Genomic DNA, 18545 nt, shown 5'->3' with positions numbered 1-18545 from the left:
GATCGTCATGGACACCGCCGAACGCGTCAACCTGCTGGGGCTGGACTCCGCCAAACTCGCCGACCTGGTCGCGCAGTGGGGCGGCAAGCCTTTTCGCGCCCGCCAATTACAGCGCTGGGTGCACCAGCGCGGTGCTGACACGTTCGACGCCATGACCGACCTCGCTCGCGAATTTCGCGGGCAACTGGCTGAGCACTGCACGATCGAGGCGCCGCCGGTCAATACCGAGCAGCGCTCGTCCGACGGCACGCGCAAGTGGCTGTTCGACGTCGGGCAGGGCAATGCCATCGAAACGGTCTTCATCCCCGAAGACGACCGCGGCACGCTATGCGTGTCCAGCCAGGCCGGCTGTGCGGTCAACTGCCGTTTCTGTTCTACCGGCCACCAAGGCTTTAATCGCAATCTGCGCACCAGCGAGATCATCGGTCAGCTGTGGTGGGCCAAACGCATACTCGAAGCCGACGCCAGCAGCGCTCGACTGAACGGCGCGCGCGGCGAAGACACGCGTGTGATCAGCAATGTGGTCATGATGGGCATGGGCGAGCCTTTGCTCAACTACGATCAGTTGGTGCCCGCGTTGCGCTTGATGCTCGATGACAATGCCTATGGTCTATCGCGCCGTCGTGTGACCGTATCCACCTCCGGCGTGGTCCCTATGATGGACCGCCTCGCACAGGACTGTCCGGTCGCGCTTGCCGTTTCGCTGCATGCGCCCACCGACGATCTGCGCGACGAGCTGGTGCCGTTGAATAAAAAGTATCCCTTGGCGGAGTTGCTCGCGGCGTGCGAACGCTATCTCGAGCATGCCCCGCGGGATTTCATCACTTTCGAATACTGCATGCTGGATGGCGTCAACGACACCGACCAGCATGCCAAAGCGCTCATCCAGGTAGCGCGTCAGGTGCGCTGCAAGCTCAACCTGATCCCCTTTAACCCGTTCCCGGCCTCCGGTCTGAAGCGCTCGCCCGCCGCGCGCGTCAAGGTCTTTGCTCAGCGTCTCATGGATGCTGGCATCGTCACCACCGTGCGCAAGACGCGCGGTGATGACATCGACGCGGCTTGCGGCCAGCTCGCCGGCGAGGTTCGAGATCGCACTCGCGTGGCCCAGCGTAACGCGGCTCGTACGATTCCTATTGCACAGGTGCAGGCATGACAGAGGGGCTTAATTCCGCAGCGATTCCAGCACGTCCCACGACGTCGCCGGCTGCGGCCAAGACTGACGGTGTCGTGTCTGTTGGGGAATCGTTGAAAACGCTGCGCGCAGCGCGCGGACTGTCCCTCGAAGACGTCTCCGAACGAATCAAGTTCGCTCCCCGCCAGATCGAAGCGCTCGAAGCAGAGCAATGGGATAAATTACCCAAGGGCATGTCGCTGCGAGGCTTGATCCGCAGCTACGCGCGCTTGCTGGAAACTGACCCTGCCGCGCTGATCGCATCGGTCGAAAGCCATGTCGGTGCGTTGTCGGCGCCCGGTTCGGTGCACCGTGAATCCCGTACCGTACCGGTGGCTGTCAATGGCTCGGGCGAGGATCGCGGTGGCTCCTCGTGGGGCTGGACGTTTGTCATCTTGGCGCTGCTGGCCGGGTTGTTTGCTTACGCCGTATGGCAGCATTGGATCCCCGCCGACTGGCTGCCTTCGTGGTTAGCCGGCGCACAATCGTAATTCACTACACGCATGCAAGAGCAGCCTTTGCCTGGCCCAGATACTCCGCCGCCCGAAGTCGGCGCCTCGCCGCGCCGCGCCACCCGAGCGGTGGCAGTGAAATGGGGGGAGCGCGTCGTCCATATCGGCGGACAGGCGCCCGTGGTCGTGCAGTCCATGACCAATACGGATACGGCCGACGCGATCGCCACGGCGATACAAGTCAAAGAACTCGCACAGGCCGGCTCCGAGCTGGTCCGCATCACCGTCAACACGCCCGAGGCTGCCCGCGAGGTCATCGCGATTCGCGAACAGCTCGATCGGATGGGCGTGTCGGTGCCGCTAGTCGGCGATTTTCACTACAACGGCCACAAGCTTCTGACGCAGTTTCCGGAATGCGCGCAGGCGCTGTCCAAATACCGGATCAATCCCGGCAACATGGGCGGCGGCAAACGTCGAGACGACAACTTCGCGCAAATGATCGAAGTCGCTTGCCGCTATGACAAGCCGGTGCGTATCGGTGTGAACTGGGGCAGCCTGGATCACGAATTGATGGCGCGCAAGATGGACGAGAACAGCCGTCGCGCGCAGCCTTGGGAAGCCCAGGCCGTCATGCGCGATGCGCTCGTCGTATCCGCGATCAGTAACGCCCGCCGCGCCGAGGAACTGGGTCTGCGTGGCGACGCCATCGTGCTTTCCTGCAAGGTCAGCCATGTGCAAGACCTCATCGCCGTGTACAAGGATCTGTCCTCGCGCTGCGATTATCCCCTGCACCTGGGGCTGACCGAAGCCGGCATGGGCAGCAAGGGCATCGTCGCCTCGACGGCGGCGTTGTCGGTCTTGCTGCAACAGGGCATAGGCGACACCATCCGCATCTCGCTCACGCCCGAGCCTGGTGGAGACCGTACACGTGAAGTCGTGGTCGCGCAGGAAATCCTGCAAACCATGAACCTGCGTGCCTTCACCCCCATGGTTGTGGCATGTCCTGGTTGCGGACGCACCAGCAGCACGTTTTTCCAGGAACTGGCCGATAGCATCCAGTCCTATTTGCGCCGGCAGATGCCGGTGTGGCGCGCGCAATACCCTGGTGTTGAAACCATGAACGTTGCCGTCATGGGTTGCGTGGTCAACGGTCCTGGCGAAAGCCGTCATGCCGATATCGGCATCAGCTTGCCGGGTACCGGCGAGGTGCCCGCCGCGCCCGTGTTTATCGATGGCGAACGCACGGTCACGCTCAAGGGCGATTACATCGCCGAAGAATTTCAGACCATTGTCGAGGACTATGTCGCGCGTCGTTATGGCGCACAGGCTTCTCAATAGAATAAGGGTTGAGCCGTGAGCCGGATTGCTTGGCGATCCGTTCCGGCATGATAAAGATGACGCAAGCGTTTCAGAAAATCGCCGCGGTCCGCGGTATGAACGATGTCCTGCCTGGCGAGGGTACCCGCTGGGAGCAATTCGAAGAAATCGTGCGTGATTGGCTGCGCAGCTACGGCTATCGCAATGTGCGCATGCCGATCCTGGAGCATACGCGTCTCTTTACGCGCGGCATCGGCGAGGTGACCGACATCGTCGAGAAAGAGATGTACACGTTCACCGATTCGCTCAATGGCGATTCGCTCACGATGCGCCCCGAGATGACCGCGGGCGTCGTGCGTGCGGCCATCGAGCACAATCTGCTCTACGATCGCCCGCAGCGTGTCTACAGCATTGGCCCGGCGTTCCGTCACGAGCGCCCGCAACGCGGCCGCTATCGTCAGTTCCATCAGATCGACGTCGAGGCCCTGGGTTTCGCCGGTCCCGATATCGATGCCGAACTCATCGTGATGCTGTCGCGTTTGTGGAAACGCCTGGGCCTGACCGATGTACGCCTCGAACTGAACTCGTTGGGTCAGCCCGCCGAGCGCGCCGCTCACCGCGCTGCTTTGATCGCTCACCTGGAACAGCACCGCGACGTGCTCGACGAAGACGGTCAGCGTCGCATGTACTCCAACCCGCTGCGCGTGCTGGACACGAAAAACCCCGCCATGCAGGCCATGGCCGATAGCGCCCCGCGCCTGTTTGATTTCCTCGGCGACGAGTCGCGTACGCACTTCGATGGCCTGTGCCAACTGCTGGGCGACGCGGGCATCGAATATCGTCTAAATCCACGTCTGGTGCGTGGCCTGGATTACTACAACTCCACCGTTTTCGAGTGGGTCACGGATCGCCTTGGTTCCCAGGGCACGGTGTGCGGTGGCGGTCGCTACGATGGCTTGATCGAGCTGCTGGGCGGCAAGCCCGCACCGGCCATCGGTTTCGCCATCGGGGTGGAGCGTCTGCTCGATCTCTGCTCGCAAACCGCGTCCATCGACATCCCGCCAGAGTGCGAAATTTATGTCGTCCATCAAGGTCCAGACGCGCAACGCCTCGCTGCCCGCGTGGGTGAGCAATTGCGCGACGCCGGTTTTTCGGTCATCGTGCACGCTGGCTCGGCCAGTTTCAAATCGCAATTCAAACGCGCCGATGCCAGCGGCGCCCGTGTTGCGGTTATCCTTGGTGCCGATGAGGTTGCTTCGCAAACGGCAAGCGTCAAATTCCTGCGTGCCGAGGCAGGCAGTGAAGGGTCCCAACAACAAATCGCACTCGACCGTTTGGCAGACGTTTTGAAATCCTAAGGTAAGCATGGCATACGATCTCGAAGAACAGGAACAACTAGACGCCATCAAGGCTTGGTGGAACCGCTACGGCACGCTGATCATGTCGCTGCTGGTCATTGTCGCGCTCGCGTGGGGCGGCTGGTGGGGCTGGCAGGCCTATCAAAACCACCGCGCCAATCAAGCGATGGGTTACTTCGAGGCATTGGAAGACGCCGCCAGCCTGAACGGCCCCGAATCCGTGGCCCGTATCAAGGCGGCTGCCGCTACCTTGCGTAAAGACTATCCCGCCACCGGCTATGCATCGCGTGGCGCACTCGTCGCGGCGACCGCGCTGATCCAGCAAAAGGACGTGGCCGGCGCCCGGGAACAACTCGAGTGGCTGGCAGGGCAATCCAAGCATCCCGCTTTGCAGCCCGTCGCGCGCGAACGGCTGGCCAGCCTGCTGCTGGATGAAAAACAATACGACGCCGCTTTGGCACAGTTGAATAACCCTCCGGCGCCTTTCGCCGCGCTCTATGCCGATCGGCGTGGGGACATACTCGCCGCGCAGGGCAAGGCCGACGAGGCGCGTCAGGCATGGCAAACCGCGCTGGACGGCATGCCTGCCTCGGACCCCTTGCGTCAGGTCGTGCAACTGAAACTGGATGCCCTCAGCGGAGCGTGATGGTATGACTTATTTCCGTTTTCCTCGTGCGGTCAGATGTGCAGCGTTCGCTGCCAGCCTCATGGTGCTGGGCGGTTGCTCCTTGTTTTCGAGCAATGACGACCGTTATGAGCCCGCGCCCTTGACCGAGTATGCGCCGGGCCTTTCCGTGCGCTCGGTCTGGTCGACATCTATAGGCAGCGGCTCGGGCCTGGGCTTTGTGCCTGCTGTGGTCGGCGATCAGGTGTATGCCGCCACGCCCAACGGCATGGTGGTCAAGGTCGATCTGGCCAGCGGCCGCACTTTGTGGAAAGCGGATGCGGACATGAAGCTCTCGGCCGGTCCGGGCAGCGATGGCACGACCACGGTCGTTGCTTCACCCACCGGCGCGCTCGTGGCATTCGATGACACGGGCAAAGTGAAATGGAAAGCCCAAGCCAGCAGCGACGTGGATATTCCGCCAGCGGTGGGTTACGGCGCCGTCATCGTGCGCAGTGGCGACTATCGCATTCAGGCCTATAACGTCGAAACCGGCGAGCGGCTCTGGAGCTTGCAGCGCCCCGGTCCGGCGTTGGCCCTGCGAAGCAGTGCGCAGATGGTCCTGGCCGAAGGCTTGGTCATCACCGGGATGCCCGGCGGTAAATTGCTGGCCATCAACGTCGGCAGCGGCAACGTCCAATGGGAAGGCACGGTCGCCACGCCGCGTGGTACCAGCGATCTCGAGCGTCTGACCGATGTGGTCGGTGAGCCTCAGCTGGCTCCGCCGGGGCTGCTTTGCGCAGTCGCCTATCAAGGGCGTATCGTATGCTTTAACGTCAGCCAAGGCGGGCGTCCCATGTGGGCCAAGGACTACTCCAGCGCCAGCGGCATGGTCATCGATGGCCGTTTCGCTTACGCTCCGGATCAGAACAGTGTCGTCAACGCCTTTGCACTGGATAACGGCAACAACGTCTGGAAGCAATCCGCGCTGAAGAACCGCAAGCTCACCGCGCCGGCCGCACTGAACGGTGCTATCGCCGTGGGGGATTTGGATGGCTATGTGCATTTCCTGTCCAGCAGCGACGGCAGTCTGCTCGCCCGCATGTCCGTGGGCGGCGGCGCCATTGTCTCGCCGCTGCAGGCCACACCCTCCGGTGTGCTGGTGCAAACCGGCAACGGCAACCTTGTGCTTTTAGGCATTAACTAACTTTCTTTTTTTGGCTCAACAGTGTCTTTCAAGCCCGTCGTCGCCCTGGTCGGTCGCCCCAATGTGGGGAAATCGACCCTTTTCAACCGCCTGACGCGTTCGCGCGCTGCGCTGGTTGCCGATTATTCCGGCCTGACGCGCGATCGCCATTACGGCGAGGGCAGGGTGGGCGAAAAGCCCTTTATCGTTATTGATACCGGCGGCTTTGAACCGGTGGCCAAGACCGGCATCCTGCGCGAAATGGCGCGTCAGACTGCCCAGGCAATCGCCGAGGCCGATGTTGTCGTGTTCCTGGTGGATGCCCGTGCGGGTGTAAACGCCCATGATCACGAAATCGCCCAGTTGCTGCGCAAGTCCGGCCAGCGTCGCGTCATCCTCGCGGTCAACAAGGCCGAAGGCATGGGTGTGGGCAATGCCACGAGCGAGTTCCATGAACTCGGCCTGGGCACGCCGTTCCCGATTTCCGCGGCGCACGGCGACGGCATCGTCGATCTGATCGAACTGGCCTTGGATGGTCTGGGCGAGCCCGAGGCCGACCCCGAATCGGAAGGCCAAGACGAAGCTCCCGTCGATCATCGCATCAAACTGGCCATTGTCGGCCGACCCAACGTCGGCAAGTCCACGCTGATCAACACCTTGATGGGTGAAGAGCGCGTGATCGCCTTCGATATGCCGGGCACCACGCGAGACGCGATCGAAATCGATTTCGAGCGTGACGGACGAAAGTTCACGCTGATCGACACCGCCGGCCTGCGTCGCCGTGGCAAGGTATTCGAGGCGGTCGAAAAATTCTCCGTCATCAAGACCTTGCAAGCGATCGAGGCGAGCAATGTGGTCTTGCTGGTGTTGGACGCGCAAAGCGAGGTCTCCGAGCAAGATGCCCACATTGCCGGGTTTGTCCTGGAGACCGGCCGTGCCGTCGTCGTCGCCATCAACAAATGGGACGGCCTGGACGTCGATCAGCGCGAGCGCATCGAGCGCGAATTCAATCGCAAGTTGCGCTTTCTGTCGTTTGCGCCCACCCACACCATCTCGGCGCTCAAAGGGCAGGGCATCAAACCCCTGATGAAATCCGTCGTGTCCGCGCACGCCGCCGCGTTCGCCAAGCTGTCGACGCCGAAACTTACCCGCGAGTTGCAGGCCGCCGTTGAACAGCAGCCGCCACCACGCAAAGGGATCTTCCGTCCGAAAATGCGCTATGCGCACCAAGGCGGACAGAACCCCCCCTTGGTCGTCATCCACGGCAATGCGCTCGATGCAATTCCGGATTCGTACCGCCGCTATTTGGAAACCCGGTTTCGCGCGGCTTTCAAGCTCGCTGGTACGCCAATGCGTATCGAATTCAAGTCGTCGCATAACCCTTACACGCAGGAAAACTGAGCATGAGTCGGTTCTGGAGTTCTGTCGTCGGTGAACTCAGCCCATACGTACCGGGCGAGCAGCCCAAGCTGCCCGATCTGGTCAAGCTCAACACCAACGAGCATCCATGGGGGCCTTCGCCGAAGGCCCTGCAAGCCATGCAAGCGGCCTGCACGGAATCGCTAAAGCTCTATCCCGATCCCGGCTCCGAGCGCCTACGCGCCGCCGTGGCCGCGCACTGCCAGGTTCAACCCGACCAGGTGTTCATCGGCAATGGCTCGGACGAGATCCTCGCGCATACCTTCCTGGCGTTGCTTAAGCACGATGGGCCGTTGCTGTTCCCCGATATTACGTACAGCTTCTATCCGGTGTATTGCGGCCTGTACCGCATCAATTACGAAGCGGTACCGCTTACGGCGGATTTCAGCATCGATGTGCGCGACTACCTGCCCGAAGCAGGTCGTAACGCCGGGGCCATCATATTTCCGAATCCGAACGCACCGACGGGCCGCGCTTTGCCGTTGGCGGATATCGAACGCATCCTGTCTGCCAATCCCGATATCGTCGTGGTGATTGACGAGGCCTATGTCGATTTTGGCGCGGAATCCGCCACGCAGCTGGTCTCGCGGCACGACAACCTCCTTGTTATTCAGACGCTTTCCAAGTCGCGCTCACTTGCCGGGCTGCGTGTGGGTTTCGCGGTCGGAAATCGGGTGTTAATCGAAGCGCTCGAGCGTGTCAAAAACAGCTTTAACTCCTATCCCATCGACCGTATCGCCGAAGCCGGCGCCATCGCCGCGATCGAAGATAAGGAGTATTTCGAACAGGCCTGCCAATACGTGATCAACACGCGCGAGACGCTGGTCGCTGACTTGCAGGCGTTAGGGTTCGAGGTGCTGCCGTCGGCCGCCAATTTCGTGTTCGCTCGCCATCCGGCGCATGACGGCGCGAAACTTGCGGCGGCATTGCGCGAGCGCAGTATCATCGTGCGACACTTCAAGTCGCCGCGCATTGATCAGTTCCTACGGATTACCGTGGGCACCGAATCTCAATGCGCGCGGCTGATCGAGACTCTCAAGACTGTTCTCGCAGTCTGAGTAGTAGGGCAAGGCGACTTGCCCGGTCATAACAATTCAGACACTTTATGAAAGAATTTGCTCTGCAGGCCAAGTGGCACAGCCCCTTAAAACCTTGTAGAGTACGTCTTTCGGCGTCTGCCACCACTCAAAACAAACAAATGGAGCCTGGCCAATGAGCAATAAAGGGCAAACTCTGCAAGACCCGTTTCTGAACACGCTGCGCAAAGAACATGTGCCCGTGTCGATCTACCTCGTCAACGGTATCAAGCTGCAAGGACAGATCGAATCGTTCGACCAATACGTCGTGTTGCTGCGTAACACCGTCACCCAGATGGTTTACAAGCACGCTATCTCGACCGTGGTTCCCGCGCGTGCCGTCAATTTTCAGGTGGAAGTTCCCGCTGAATAATCGTCAAGCTCCGGCTGTACCTTTTTCTGCCCGCCGCACAATTCGTGTTGGCGGGCATTTTCGCTGTAGTGGGGGGCATTTATGCGCGCACTGATCATTAGTGTCGATCTGGGCAACCCAGATTTCGTCGCGCATGCCGAAGAATTCGCCATGCTCGCGCGCGGCGCTGGCGCCGAAATCGTCGGTACGGTCACGTCCCGGCGCGATCGTCCGGACGCCAAGTTTTTCATCGGCTCCGGCAAAGTCCAGGAAGCCGTCGCCACCGCTCAGGCTCTGCTGGCCGACATCGTGCTGTTCGATCAGCCCTTGTCCCCGGCTCAGCAGCGTAACCTCGAGCGGGAGTTCAATCTGCGCGTGGTGGACCGCGTCGCTCTGATCCTGGATATTTTTGCCCTGCGCGCCAAAAGTCACGAGGGTAAGCTGCAAGTCGAGCTTGCTCAACTGCAGCATCTGGTCACGCGCCTGACTCGCATGTGGACTCACTTGGAACGTCAGCGTGGCGGGATCGGCATGCGCGGCCCGGGTGAATCGCAGTTGGAAATGGACCGCCGCATGATCGGCGCCAAGGTCAAAGTTCTACGCGAGCGTCTCGACCGCGTTGAGCGCCAGCGCGTCACCCAGCGCCGTTCCAGGGCACGAGGTGGTGCGCTGTCCGTGTCGTTGGTCGGCTATACCAACGCCGGTAAATCCACCTTATTCAACGCCATGACGCGCGCTGGCGCCTACGCCGCCGATCAATTGTTCGCCACGTTGGACACCACCACGCGACGCATCTGGATCGAAGGCACGGGCTCTGTTGTGCTGTCAGACACAGTCGGATTCATCCGCGACCTGCCACCCAATCTGATCGCCGCGTTCCGCGCCACCCTCGAAGAAACCATCCACGCCGACTTGCTGCTGCACGTGGTCGATGCCGCGAGTCCGCAACGCGACGAGCAGATTGCCGAAGTCAACAAAGTTCTCACCGAGATCGGCGCGGGGTCCATCCCCACCATTCTCGTACACAACAAGATAGATCGTGCCGGACTCGAGCCTCGGGTAGAGCGCGATGCGCATGGTACGATTGCGCGAGTATTCGTAAGCGCTACCGAGCGCGCCGGTCTGGATGCGTTGCGCGGGGCAATTGCAGAGACCGGTCAGATCGTGGGAAACAATGCCTCGAATTACCAAACTCTTCAATCTGAATGACCCGGGCTGGGGTCGCGGCAATAACAATGGCTCTGAGCCGCCCAAACGGCCCAAGGGCCCCGGAGAAGGTCCACCCGACCTCGACGAGGTCTGGCGCGACTTTAACAATCGCATCGGGTCGCTCTTTGGTCGCAAAGGCGGTGGCGGGGGTCGTCCGTCTGGTGGTGGCCGGGGCGGCATGACGCCGTCGCCGCGTGGCGCCAAGATAGGCTTCGGGGTGATCGCCGGGGCCGCGGTGCTGTTATGGCTGGCCAGCGGCTTCTATATCGTCCAGGAAGGCCAGGTTGCCGTCGTCACGCAATTCGGCAAATACATCAAGACGACGCAAGCCGGTTTCCAATGGCGTCTGCCGTATCCCATTCAGGATGAAACAGCCGTCAATATTTCCCAGTTGCGTACCTTCGAAGTCGGTTTCCGCGGCGGTTCCCGCAACAAGGTGCTGCCCGAGGCCTTGATGCTGACCACCGACGAAAACATCGTCGATATGCAGTTCGTCGTGCAGTATCGCCTGCGCGCCGATGGGGCGCCCGACTATCTGTTCAAGATGCGCGACCCGGACGAGTCCGTGCGTCAGGCCTCCGAGACCGCCATGCGCGAGATCGTGGGCAAAAAACCCATGGACTTCGTCCTGTACGAAGGCCGTACCGAGGTTGCCGTCGAGGTTCAGAATCTGATGCAGCAGATCCTCGATCGCTACAACTCCGGCATCCAGATCAGCACGGTCGCTATCCAGAACGTGCAGCCGCCCGAGCAGGTCCAAGCCGCGTTTGACGATGCGGTCAAGGCCGGCCAGGATCGCGAGCGTCAAATCAACGAAGGTCAGGCCTACGCCAACCAGGTGATCCCGATGGCTGGCGGTCAAGCTTCACGCATGTTGGAGCAAGCCGAAGGCTATCGCGCCAAGGTTCTGGGTGACGCGCGCGGTGATGCCGCACGCTTCAACAGCATTTTGACGGAATACGAAAAGGCGCCCCAGATCATGCGCGAGCGTCTCTACCTGGAGACCATGCAGCAGATCTTCACGCGCGCCAGCAAGGTGCTGGTCGACACCAAGGACGGCAACAACATCCTGTATTTGCCGATCGACAAGATCATGCAGCAAAGCGCGCGTGACGCGTCGGGGTCGTCTGTGCCGACCACGTCGCTGCCTGGCGCCAGCCAGCCCACCGTTCCTCAGCCTCCGGTGCGTACCGGCGGTACCACCAGTTCGTCCGGCAATTCCGGTAGCAACACGACGGGTAGCAGCAACAACACGCTGTCCCGCGATCGTCTGACGCGCTAATCCGGAGGAGCCCAAGATCATGCAACGTTTTATGCCCATCCTGGTCGGCCTGCTTCTCGTGCTGGCCGCCTTATCATCCTGCGTATTTATCGTGCGCGAGCGCGACTACGCCCTGGTCTTTACCCTGGGTGAAGTCCGTAAAGTCATCAGCGAACCTGGCCTCTACTTCAAGGCCCCGCCGCCGTTCCAAAACGTCGTCACGCTGGACAAACGTATCCTGACCATCGAGTCCAACGACGCCGAGCGTATCCAGACCTCTGAAAAGAAGAACCTGCTGATCGACTCCTACGTCAAGTGGCGCATCGCCGATCCACGCTTGTACTACGTGACCTTCGGCGGCAACGAGCGTGCCGCCCAGGAACGCCTGCAGGCTCAGATTCGCGACGCACTGAACGCATCGGTCAACGTGCGTACCGTGAAAGAAGTCGTCTCGGCCGAGCGTGACAAGATCATGACAGAGATACTCACCACGGTTGCCAAGCGCGCCGAGCCCTTGGGCGTGCAGGTCGTGGACGTACGCTTGCGCCGCATCGAGTTCGCGCCGGAAATCTCCGAATCCGTCTATCGTCGGATGGAAGCCGAGCGTACCCGCGTGGCCAACGAGCTGCGCTCCATCGGTGCCGCCGAAAGCGAAAAGATCCGCGCCGAAGCCGATCGTCAACGCGAAGTCATTCTTGCGGAAGCCTACGCCAAAGCCCAGACAGCGATGGGTGAGGGCGATGCGCAGGCTAGCCAGATCTACGCCGAAGCCTTTGGCAAGAACCCGGATTTCTACACGTTCTACAAGAGCCTGGAAGCCTACCGTTCGTCGTTCTCCAAGCCCAGCGACGTGCTGGTGGTGGACCCGAGCTCCGAGTACTTCCAGTTCATGAAGAACTCCACCGGCAACACAGCCCCGGCAAACTGATCCCCCTGCGCGCAAACCATGTACAATAACGCGTAAGCTAGAAACAATCCTCAGGCGGCTGAGTGGGCTTACGCCCGCTCAGCCGCTTTTGTTTTGGGCGTCGTTCACGCATGTCATTAGTAGTCATTCAGGTAAACATTCATGGGTAACTGGTTGCTGCCCGAAAGCCTCGCCGATGTCCTTCCGGCAGAGGCTCGGCGCATCGAGGAACTACGCCGCAAGCTGCTCGATCTCTACCGTAGTTACGGTTTCGAGCTAGTGGCGCCTCCCCTGGTCGAATACATTGATTCGTTGCTGTCGGGTACCGGCAGCGATCTGGATCTGCGCACCTGCAAACTGGTCGATCAGCTCTCCGGACGCACGCTGGGCGTGCGAGCGGACATGACGCCACAGGTCACGCGTATCGACGCGCATTTGCTAAATCGTGCCGGCGTCACGCGGCTTTGCTATTGCGGCAACGTGCTGCATGCGCGGCCGGCGGATCTGCTCTCGAGCCGCGAGCTGCTGCAGATAGGCGCCGAGATCTACGGCCATGCCGGTTTCGAGGCGGATCTCGAGATCATCTCCTTGGTGCTGGAAACGCTGGCCACGGCTGGCGTCAATCAGCCGCGCCTGGCACTCTGTCATCCCGGGGTTGCGCGCGCGGTGATCGACGCGGATCCGGCGGCGAGCGCGCGTGCCAAAGACATCATCTTGCTGCTGCGCGAGAAAGACGTGCCCGGCTTGGCCGCATTGGCCGAGGACGGCAGCGGCGTGCGCGCGGATACCGTGGCGGCACTGAAATGCCTGGCTGGCCTTTACGGCGGCCCGGAAACGATGGCACAGGCGCGCAGCGAACTCCCGTCATTGCCGGGTGTGACTGCCGCGCTGGACGCATTGCAGAAAATTATGGATGCCATCCCCGGAGTTGAATGCGGGGTGGATCTGGCCGACATTGGCGGCTATGGCTACCACTCGGGTGTCACCTTCGCGCTCTACGCCGAAGGCTGGCACGATGCTTTAGTGAGTGGCGGCCGTTACGACGACGTCAGCCGCGCCTTTGGACGGGCCCGCCCGGCCACAGGCTTTAGTCTGGATTTGCGCAAGCTCGCGCGTGGACTTCCTCCCGCCGATCGCGCGCGCGCTGTGCGTGCGCCGTGGGGGCAGGATCCCGCGCTGGTCGCCGCGGTCCGTCAGCTGCGACACTCAGGCGAGATCGTCGTGCAGGTGCTGCCGGGCCACGAGCAAAGCCAGGACGAATTCATCTGTGACCGTGAGCTGACCTTACAGGACGGCAACTGGGTGGTTCGAACGTTGTAAAACTGATTCCCTCTCGTTGCGAGGGGGCCGCAGGGAGATTTCCGGATTTCCCGAGAAACTCGATATCGATTCGTACAATGAGCAAGAACGTAGTGGTGATCGGCACCCAATGGGGTGACGAAGGTAAAGGCAAGATCGTCGACTGGCTGGCGGAATCCGTCGCCGGCGTGGTGCGTTTTCAAGGCGGTCACAATGCTGGCCATACGCTGTGGATCAACGGCAAGAAAACCATTCTGCGCCTGATCCCCTCGGGCATCATGCACCCTGGCGTCACGTGCTTCATCGGCAACGGTGTGGTGCTCTCGCCCGAAGCCCTGCTAAAGGAAATCGAAGAACTCGAAGCCGCCGGTCTGGACGTGCGTTCGCGTTTGCAGATTTCCGAAATCTGCCCCCTGATTCTGCCGTTCCACATTGCAGTGGACCAGGCCCGCGAAGCGCGCAAGGGTGATGGCAAGATCGGTACCACCGGACGCGGTATCGGCCCGGCCTACGAAGACAAGATCGCTCGCCGCGCGCTGCGTGTGCAGGATCTCTTCAATCCGTCGCTGTTCGATGAAAAACTCGCCGAGCTGCTGGATTACCACAACTTCGTGCTGACCAAATACCTCGGTGCCGAAGCTGTCTCCGCCAACGAAGTGCGCGATCAGGCCATGGCGCTGGCTCCGGCCATCGCCCCGATGGTCAAGGACGTCTCCAGCAACCTGTACGCGCTGCAACAATCCGGCCAGCGCCTGCTGTTCGAAGGCGCCCAAGGCGCACTGCTCGACGTGGACCACGGCACCTATCCGTTCGTGACCAGCAGCAACTGCCTGGCTGGCGCTGCATCCGCTGGCGCCGGTGTTGGCCCGCAATCGTTGGACTACGTGCTCGGTATCACCAAGGCGTACACGACCCGTGTGGGTTCGGGTCCGTTCCCGACCGAGCTGGTTGATGAAGTCGGCACGCGCCTGGCCACCATTGGCAAGGAATTCGGTTCGGTCACCGGCCGCCCGCGTCGCTGCGGCTGGTTCGACGGCGCCGCGCTCAAGCGCTCGGTTCGTCTGAACGGTATCACCGGCCTGTGCATCACCAAGCTCGACGTGCTCGACGGTCTGGAAAAAATCCAGTTGGGCGTCGGCTACCGCGTCAATGGCGAATTCCGCGACGTGCTGCCCTATGGTGCGCATGCTGTTGCCCAAGCCGAAGCGGTGCTCGAAGAACTGCCCGGCTGGTCGGAATCGACCGTCGGCGTCACCGAGTTCGACAAGCTGCCCGCCGCCGCGCGCCGTTATCTGGAACGCGTCTCGGAAGTTTGCGGCGTGCCGATCGACCTCGTGTCCACCGGCCCCGATCGCAACGAAACCATTGTTCTGCGTCACCCGTTAAAGGGCTGATCGCCAGACGGTCGCGGCCATCCTGGTGGATGTGCCGCGACGTCCATTTTTTAACCCGGCGTTCGTCGGGTTATGATTGATAGCCGCGTCGGCAATGTCGACCGCGGCCTTTTTGTTTTTAGGCTTGGAGATCTTTGCCATGAGCACGCCCGTCAACGATGATAGTCATGTGTGGGTGAGTTGGGAGAAGTACAACCGCCTGATCGAGCGCCTGACCCTGCAGGTGTATCAATCCGGTTGGAAATTCGACCTCATTCTTTGTCTTGCGCGCGGGGGCGTGCGCGTGGGCGACGTGATGTCGCGTATCTTTGATGTGCCCTTGGGCATTCTGGCCACCAGCAGCTATCGCGAAGCCGCCGGCACGAAGCAGGGCGAACTGGACATCGCCAAGTTCATCACCATCACGCGGGGCGCGCCGGCCGGCCGGGTGTTGCTCGTTGACGACATGGTCGACACCGGATTGACCTTCAATCGTGTGCGCGAACACCTCCAGCAGCAATTCCCCGAGATCACCGAGTTGCGCAGTGCCGTGCTCTGGTGGAAAGGTCATTCCAAGGCAATCCCCGACTACTATGTGGACAAACTGCCGACGAACCCGTGGATCCACCAGCCTTTCGAGGATTACGACAGCCTGCGTCCGCATCAATTGGAAGCCTGGATTCGTAAAGGCTCCTCCACCCAGCATTCCGAAGAGTAAATCGAGCACTCGGGCGAGCCGGTGTGCCAACACGCTGGCGCGTTTTGGCTGGGAAATTTTGCCCGATCGTGCTAGAATCTTTGGTTATCGCTAAACCCCATTGGGGGGTGCCAGGGTGCACAGGCGTGGTTTATTGCAGTTTTTTGCTTAGCGGCGCTTCGTTCGAGGGGTCGCCAGGCTCAAAAAACGAGCCTGAATAGGGCAGAGACCTCTCAAGAAACCATGCCAGGCTTGCAGTCAGCGCGCCCTGTGTTTATCAACTCTTTGTTATTCCAAGCAGGCCTACTACTTTATGCCTATTGTCCGACTGAAGGAAAACGAGCCGTTCGAAGCCGCTCTGCGTCGCTTCAAGCGCACCATCGAAAAGACCGGTTTGCTCACCGAGCTGCGTTCGCGCGAGTTCTACGAGAAGCCCACGGCTGAGCGCAAGCGCAAGCACGCCGCCGCCGTCAAGCGCCACTACAAGCGTATTCGTAGCCAGCAACTGCCTCCGCGCATGTATTGATTTCTGAGTCCCGAATTTATTGATTCCAGAATCATTCATTCAGGATTTACTCGCCCGAGTCGATGTTGCAGACGTCGTCGGGCGATATGTACAGTTGCGAAAGGGTGGGGCCAACCTGCTTGGCTTATGTCCCTTTCATAACGAAAAAAGCCCGTCTTTCACCGTCAGCCCGACCAAACAGTTCTATCACTGTTTCGGTTGCGGCGCGCACGGCAGCGCCATCACCTTCCTGATGGAGCACACGGGTGCTAGTTTCCCCGAGGCCGTGCGTACACTCGCCGGCTCGGTGGGACTGACTGTCCCCGAAGAAAACCGCGACCCTCGCCAACACGCCGAGTCCGCGCGTCGCAAAGCCGAAACCTCCCGCCATACCCAAGTCCTGGATGCTGCTCAGGCGCATTACCTGCGTCAATTGCGCGCGTCACCCGCGGCGATTCAGTATCTGAAAGATCGTGGTTTGACGGGAGAAATCGCCGCACATTTCGGCTTAGGCTGGTCTGGCACCGATCGACATGGGCTGTCTAAAGTCTTTGAGCATTACGACGATCCGACGCTTGTTGAAGCCGGGCTCGTGATCGAATCCGAGGACGGTCGCCGCTACGACCGTTTTCGTGAACGGATCATGTTCCCGATCCGTAACGCCCGCGGCAGCCTGATTGGCTTCGGCGGTCGGATCATCGGCAAGGGCGAACCCAAATATCTCAATTCCCCGGAAACCCCGCTCTTTTCCAAGGGGCAGGAGCTCTACGGGCTTTGGGAGGCGCGGCAGGCTATCCGTAAGGAAGGCCAAGTCATCGTCGTCGAGGGCTACATGGATGTGGTCGGTCTGGCGCAGCAGGGCATCGCCAATGCGGTCGCCACGCTGGGCACTGCCACCACCCCCGACCACGTCAAGAAATTGCTTCGCGCCAGCGATAAAGTCGTCTTCAGTTTCGATGGCGACGCGGCGGGCCGTCGCGCGGCATGGCGTGCGCTGCAGGCGTGTTTGCCGCTGCTACGCGACGATATCTCCATACGCTTTCTCTTCTTGCCCGCCGAGCACGATCCGGATTCCTATGTGCGGGATCTGGGTCCGCAGGCTTTCCGGGAAGTCCTCGGCGAAGCCACGGCCTTGTCGCGTTTCCTATTGGAAGAACTCGGCTCGCGGCACAATCTCGGCGAAGCCGAGGGTCGCGCCAGCTGCCTGCACGAGGCGAAACCGCTGCTCGCCGCCATCCCCCAATGTGCCCTGCGATTACAAATCGAACGCGAAATGGCGCGTCAGGTCCAGTTAACGCCCGAGGAAATGGCGCAGGTTTTGGCTCAGGCGCCGGCACGGCCATTCGCACCCGTGGCCCAGGCGGCTGCTAAGTCCGCCGCTGTTGGCGGCCCCACGGCGTCGGTGGCGCCAGCGCCCGCGCATAGCTGGTCGGACGAGTACGGCGGATTCGACGGGCCTCCTCCGGATTTCGATTACGAGCCTATCGGCCCGGATTTCGACGCCATGTCGTTTCCGGAAAGCGGATTCCAGTCATCCCCAGGTCACGACGATGCCTGGTCCCCGGCCGCCGCGCCTGCGGGAGGCTGGCAGGACCGCAAGCGTAATGGGGGCAACTTTGTCAAGAAAAATGATTGGAAAGGCGGCAAGGGCAAGTGGAAAGGGCGCCGTGACGATGACATAGGCGGTTACGAAGGCCGTCGCCCCATGCCTTCCATGGCCAAGCGCCTGTTAAGCCTGTTGCTCGCCCACCCAGAGCTCGTCGACAGCATGGGAGACGAGCAGCTTGAAATCTTGGACAAGGGTCCCCATTTAGGATTGGTGAGGGATTTGATCCTGCTGGCCCAAAGCAGTGGAGCCCGCCATGTTGGGGCGCTGCTTGAGGCTGCCGATCCAGATTCCGATCTGGCTACTGTGCTCAAAAGCCTGCGTGCGGATTTATTGGCCCAGGAAGATCTTCCCGAGCCACAAACCGAGTGGGACGACGCGCTTCGGCGCATTGAATTCGACGCGGCACGCGCGGAAATGGCCAAGCTGGCCGCCAGCGGGCTGACCACGGACGACGCGCGACAGCGATATCAGGAACTGTCTGCCCGGATTACTGTCTTAAAAAGTGGTGGTATTCGGTAAGTACGGTACAATCAAAGGTTTTCCAACGACATGATGTGTCGGATTGGCTTCATGCGGTTACAGAGCGTATTGGCCCTGGCGCGCATCGGATTCGGCTGAAAATGCGAATTCGACCTGCCTCCAGCGCGCTTTATTGCGCACTTTCCGTACAGAGTTGCCACTAAGATTGCATCAAAGATCAGTTGGATAGTTACAATTCGAGGGCGAGTACGCAAATCGTCCGGGATTGAT

Annotated in this window: 18 protein-coding genes; 17 read left to right on the top strand and 1 reads right to left on the bottom strand. The window is 60.9% G+C overall.

Features of this window, described 5'->3' with window-relative positions:
* Nucleotides 1–7: 7 nt before the first annotated feature.
* The 14 genes from rlmN to GOQ28_RS08000 all read left to right on the top strand — a co-directional run bounded on the left by rlmN (nucleotide 8) and on the right by GOQ28_RS08000 (nucleotide 15005).
* Nucleotides 8–1153 carry a 23S rRNA (adenine(2503)-C(2))-methyltransferase RlmN gene (gene rlmN / locus GOQ28_RS08065; protein ID WP_160350664.1) on the top strand — a complete coding sequence of 382 codons (1146 nt, stop codon included), beginning with the start codon at nucleotides 8–10 and terminating at the stop codon, nucleotides 1151–1153.
* A complete protein-coding gene (locus GOQ28_RS08060) occupies nucleotides 1150–1662 on the top strand; it encodes a helix-turn-helix domain-containing protein (protein WP_160356082.1) in 513 nt (170 codons plus the stop codon). The genes rlmN and GOQ28_RS08060 overlap by 4 nt, the downstream gene beginning before the upstream one ends.
* A gap of 12 nt (nucleotides 1663–1674) precedes the next feature.
* Nucleotides 1675–2961, top strand: coding sequence for a flavodoxin-dependent (E)-4-hydroxy-3-methylbut-2-enyl-diphosphate synthase (gene ispG, locus GOQ28_RS08055; RefSeq protein WP_160356081.1), 1287 nt, complete (start codon nucleotides 1675–1677; stop codon nucleotides 2959–2961).
* A 56-nt stretch (nucleotides 2962–3017) separates the two neighbouring features.
* Nucleotides 3018–4298: a histidine--tRNA ligase gene (gene hisS / locus GOQ28_RS08050; RefSeq protein WP_202109663.1), complete on the top strand. Its 1281-nt coding sequence runs from the start codon at nucleotides 3018–3020 to the stop codon at nucleotides 4296–4298.
* A gap of 7 nt (nucleotides 4299–4305) precedes the next feature.
* Nucleotides 4306–4944, top strand: a complete 639-nt coding sequence (locus GOQ28_RS08045) for a YfgM family protein (RefSeq protein ID WP_160356079.1) — start codon at nucleotides 4306–4308, stop codon at nucleotides 4942–4944.
* A gap of 4 nt (nucleotides 4945–4948) precedes the next feature.
* The gene (gene bamB, locus GOQ28_RS08040) at nucleotides 4949–6109 is read left to right on the top strand and encodes an outer membrane protein assembly factor BamB (protein WP_160350659.1); all 1161 of its coding nucleotides are present in this window, start codon (nucleotides 4949–4951) and stop codon (nucleotides 6107–6109) included.
* 21 nt (nucleotides 6110–6130) lie between these two features.
* Nucleotides 6131–7489, top strand: coding sequence for a ribosome biogenesis GTPase Der (der, locus tag GOQ28_RS08035; protein ID WP_160356078.1), 1359 nt, complete (start codon nucleotides 6131–6133; stop codon nucleotides 7487–7489).
* 2 nt (nucleotides 7490–7491) lie between these two features.
* Nucleotides 7492–8565: a histidinol-phosphate transaminase gene (gene hisC, locus GOQ28_RS08030; protein WP_160356077.1), complete on the top strand. Its 1074-nt coding sequence runs from the start codon at nucleotides 7492–7494 to the stop codon at nucleotides 8563–8565.
* A gap of 154 nt (nucleotides 8566–8719) precedes the next feature.
* Entirely contained in the window at nucleotides 8720–8956 is a 237-nt protein-coding gene (hfq, locus tag GOQ28_RS08025) for an RNA chaperone Hfq (protein ID WP_003810707.1), read from the top strand.
* An 81-nt stretch (nucleotides 8957–9037) separates the two neighbouring features.
* Nucleotides 9038–10144, top strand: coding sequence for a GTPase HflX (hflX, locus tag GOQ28_RS08020; protein ID WP_160350656.1), 1107 nt, complete (start codon nucleotides 9038–9040; stop codon nucleotides 10142–10144).
* The gene (gene hflK, locus GOQ28_RS08015) at nucleotides 10110–11426 is read left to right on the top strand and encodes an FtsH protease activity modulator HflK (protein WP_160350655.1); all 1317 of its coding nucleotides are present in this window, start codon (nucleotides 10110–10112) and stop codon (nucleotides 11424–11426) included. The genes hflX and hflK overlap by 35 nt, the downstream gene beginning before the upstream one ends.
* Nucleotides 11427–11445: 19 nt before the next feature.
* Nucleotides 11446–12333: a protease modulator HflC gene (hflC, locus tag GOQ28_RS08010; RefSeq protein ID WP_160350654.1), complete on the top strand. Its 888-nt coding sequence runs from the start codon at nucleotides 11446–11448 to the stop codon at nucleotides 12331–12333.
* A 141-nt stretch (nucleotides 12334–12474) separates the two neighbouring features.
* Nucleotides 12475–13632, top strand: a complete 1158-nt coding sequence (locus tag GOQ28_RS08005) for an ATP phosphoribosyltransferase regulatory subunit (RefSeq protein ID WP_160356076.1) — start codon at nucleotides 12475–12477, stop codon at nucleotides 13630–13632.
* Nucleotides 13633–13709: 77 nt separating this feature from the next.
* Complete coding sequence (locus GOQ28_RS08000) at nucleotides 13710–15005, top strand: adenylosuccinate synthase (protein WP_160350652.1); 1296 nt, start codon at nucleotides 13710–13712, stop codon at nucleotides 15003–15005.
* Here GOQ28_RS08000 and GOQ28_RS07995 read toward each other — a convergent pair.
* Complete coding sequence (locus GOQ28_RS07995; protein WP_160350651.1) at nucleotides 14994–15146, bottom strand: hypothetical protein; 153 nt, start codon at nucleotides 15144–15146, stop codon at nucleotides 14994–14996. The two genes, GOQ28_RS08000 and GOQ28_RS07995, sit on opposite strands and share 12 nt — an antisense overlap.
* Here GOQ28_RS07995 and GOQ28_RS07990 point away from each other — a divergent pair.
* The 3 genes from GOQ28_RS07990 to dnaG all read left to right on the top strand — a co-directional run bounded on the left by GOQ28_RS07990 (nucleotide 15145) and on the right by dnaG (nucleotide 18314).
* On the top strand, nucleotides 15145–15702 hold the full coding sequence (locus tag GOQ28_RS07990) for a phosphoribosyltransferase (RefSeq protein WP_160350650.1): 558 nt from the start codon (nucleotides 15145–15147) through the stop codon (nucleotides 15700–15702). The genes GOQ28_RS07995 and GOQ28_RS07990 overlap by 2 nt on opposite strands.
* A 292-nt stretch (nucleotides 15703–15994) precedes the next feature.
* Complete coding sequence (rpsU, locus tag GOQ28_RS07985; RefSeq protein WP_012417992.1) at nucleotides 15995–16207, top strand: 30S ribosomal protein S21; 213 nt, start codon at nucleotides 15995–15997, stop codon at nucleotides 16205–16207.
* Nucleotides 16208–16226: 19 nt separating this feature from the next.
* A complete protein-coding gene (gene dnaG, locus GOQ28_RS07980) occupies nucleotides 16227–18314 on the top strand; it encodes a DNA primase (RefSeq protein ID WP_160350649.1) in 2088 nt (695 codons plus the stop codon).
* Nucleotides 18315–18545: the final 231 nt, after the last annotated feature.

The organism is Bordetella sp. 02P26C-1 (assembly GCF_009763255.1).
GTDB lineage: Bacteria > Pseudomonadota > Gammaproteobacteria > Burkholderiales > Burkholderiaceae_B > Bordetella_A.
The sequence above is the reverse complement of the archived record's forward strand: the minus strand, read 5'-3'. Positions and strand labels throughout refer to the sequence as shown.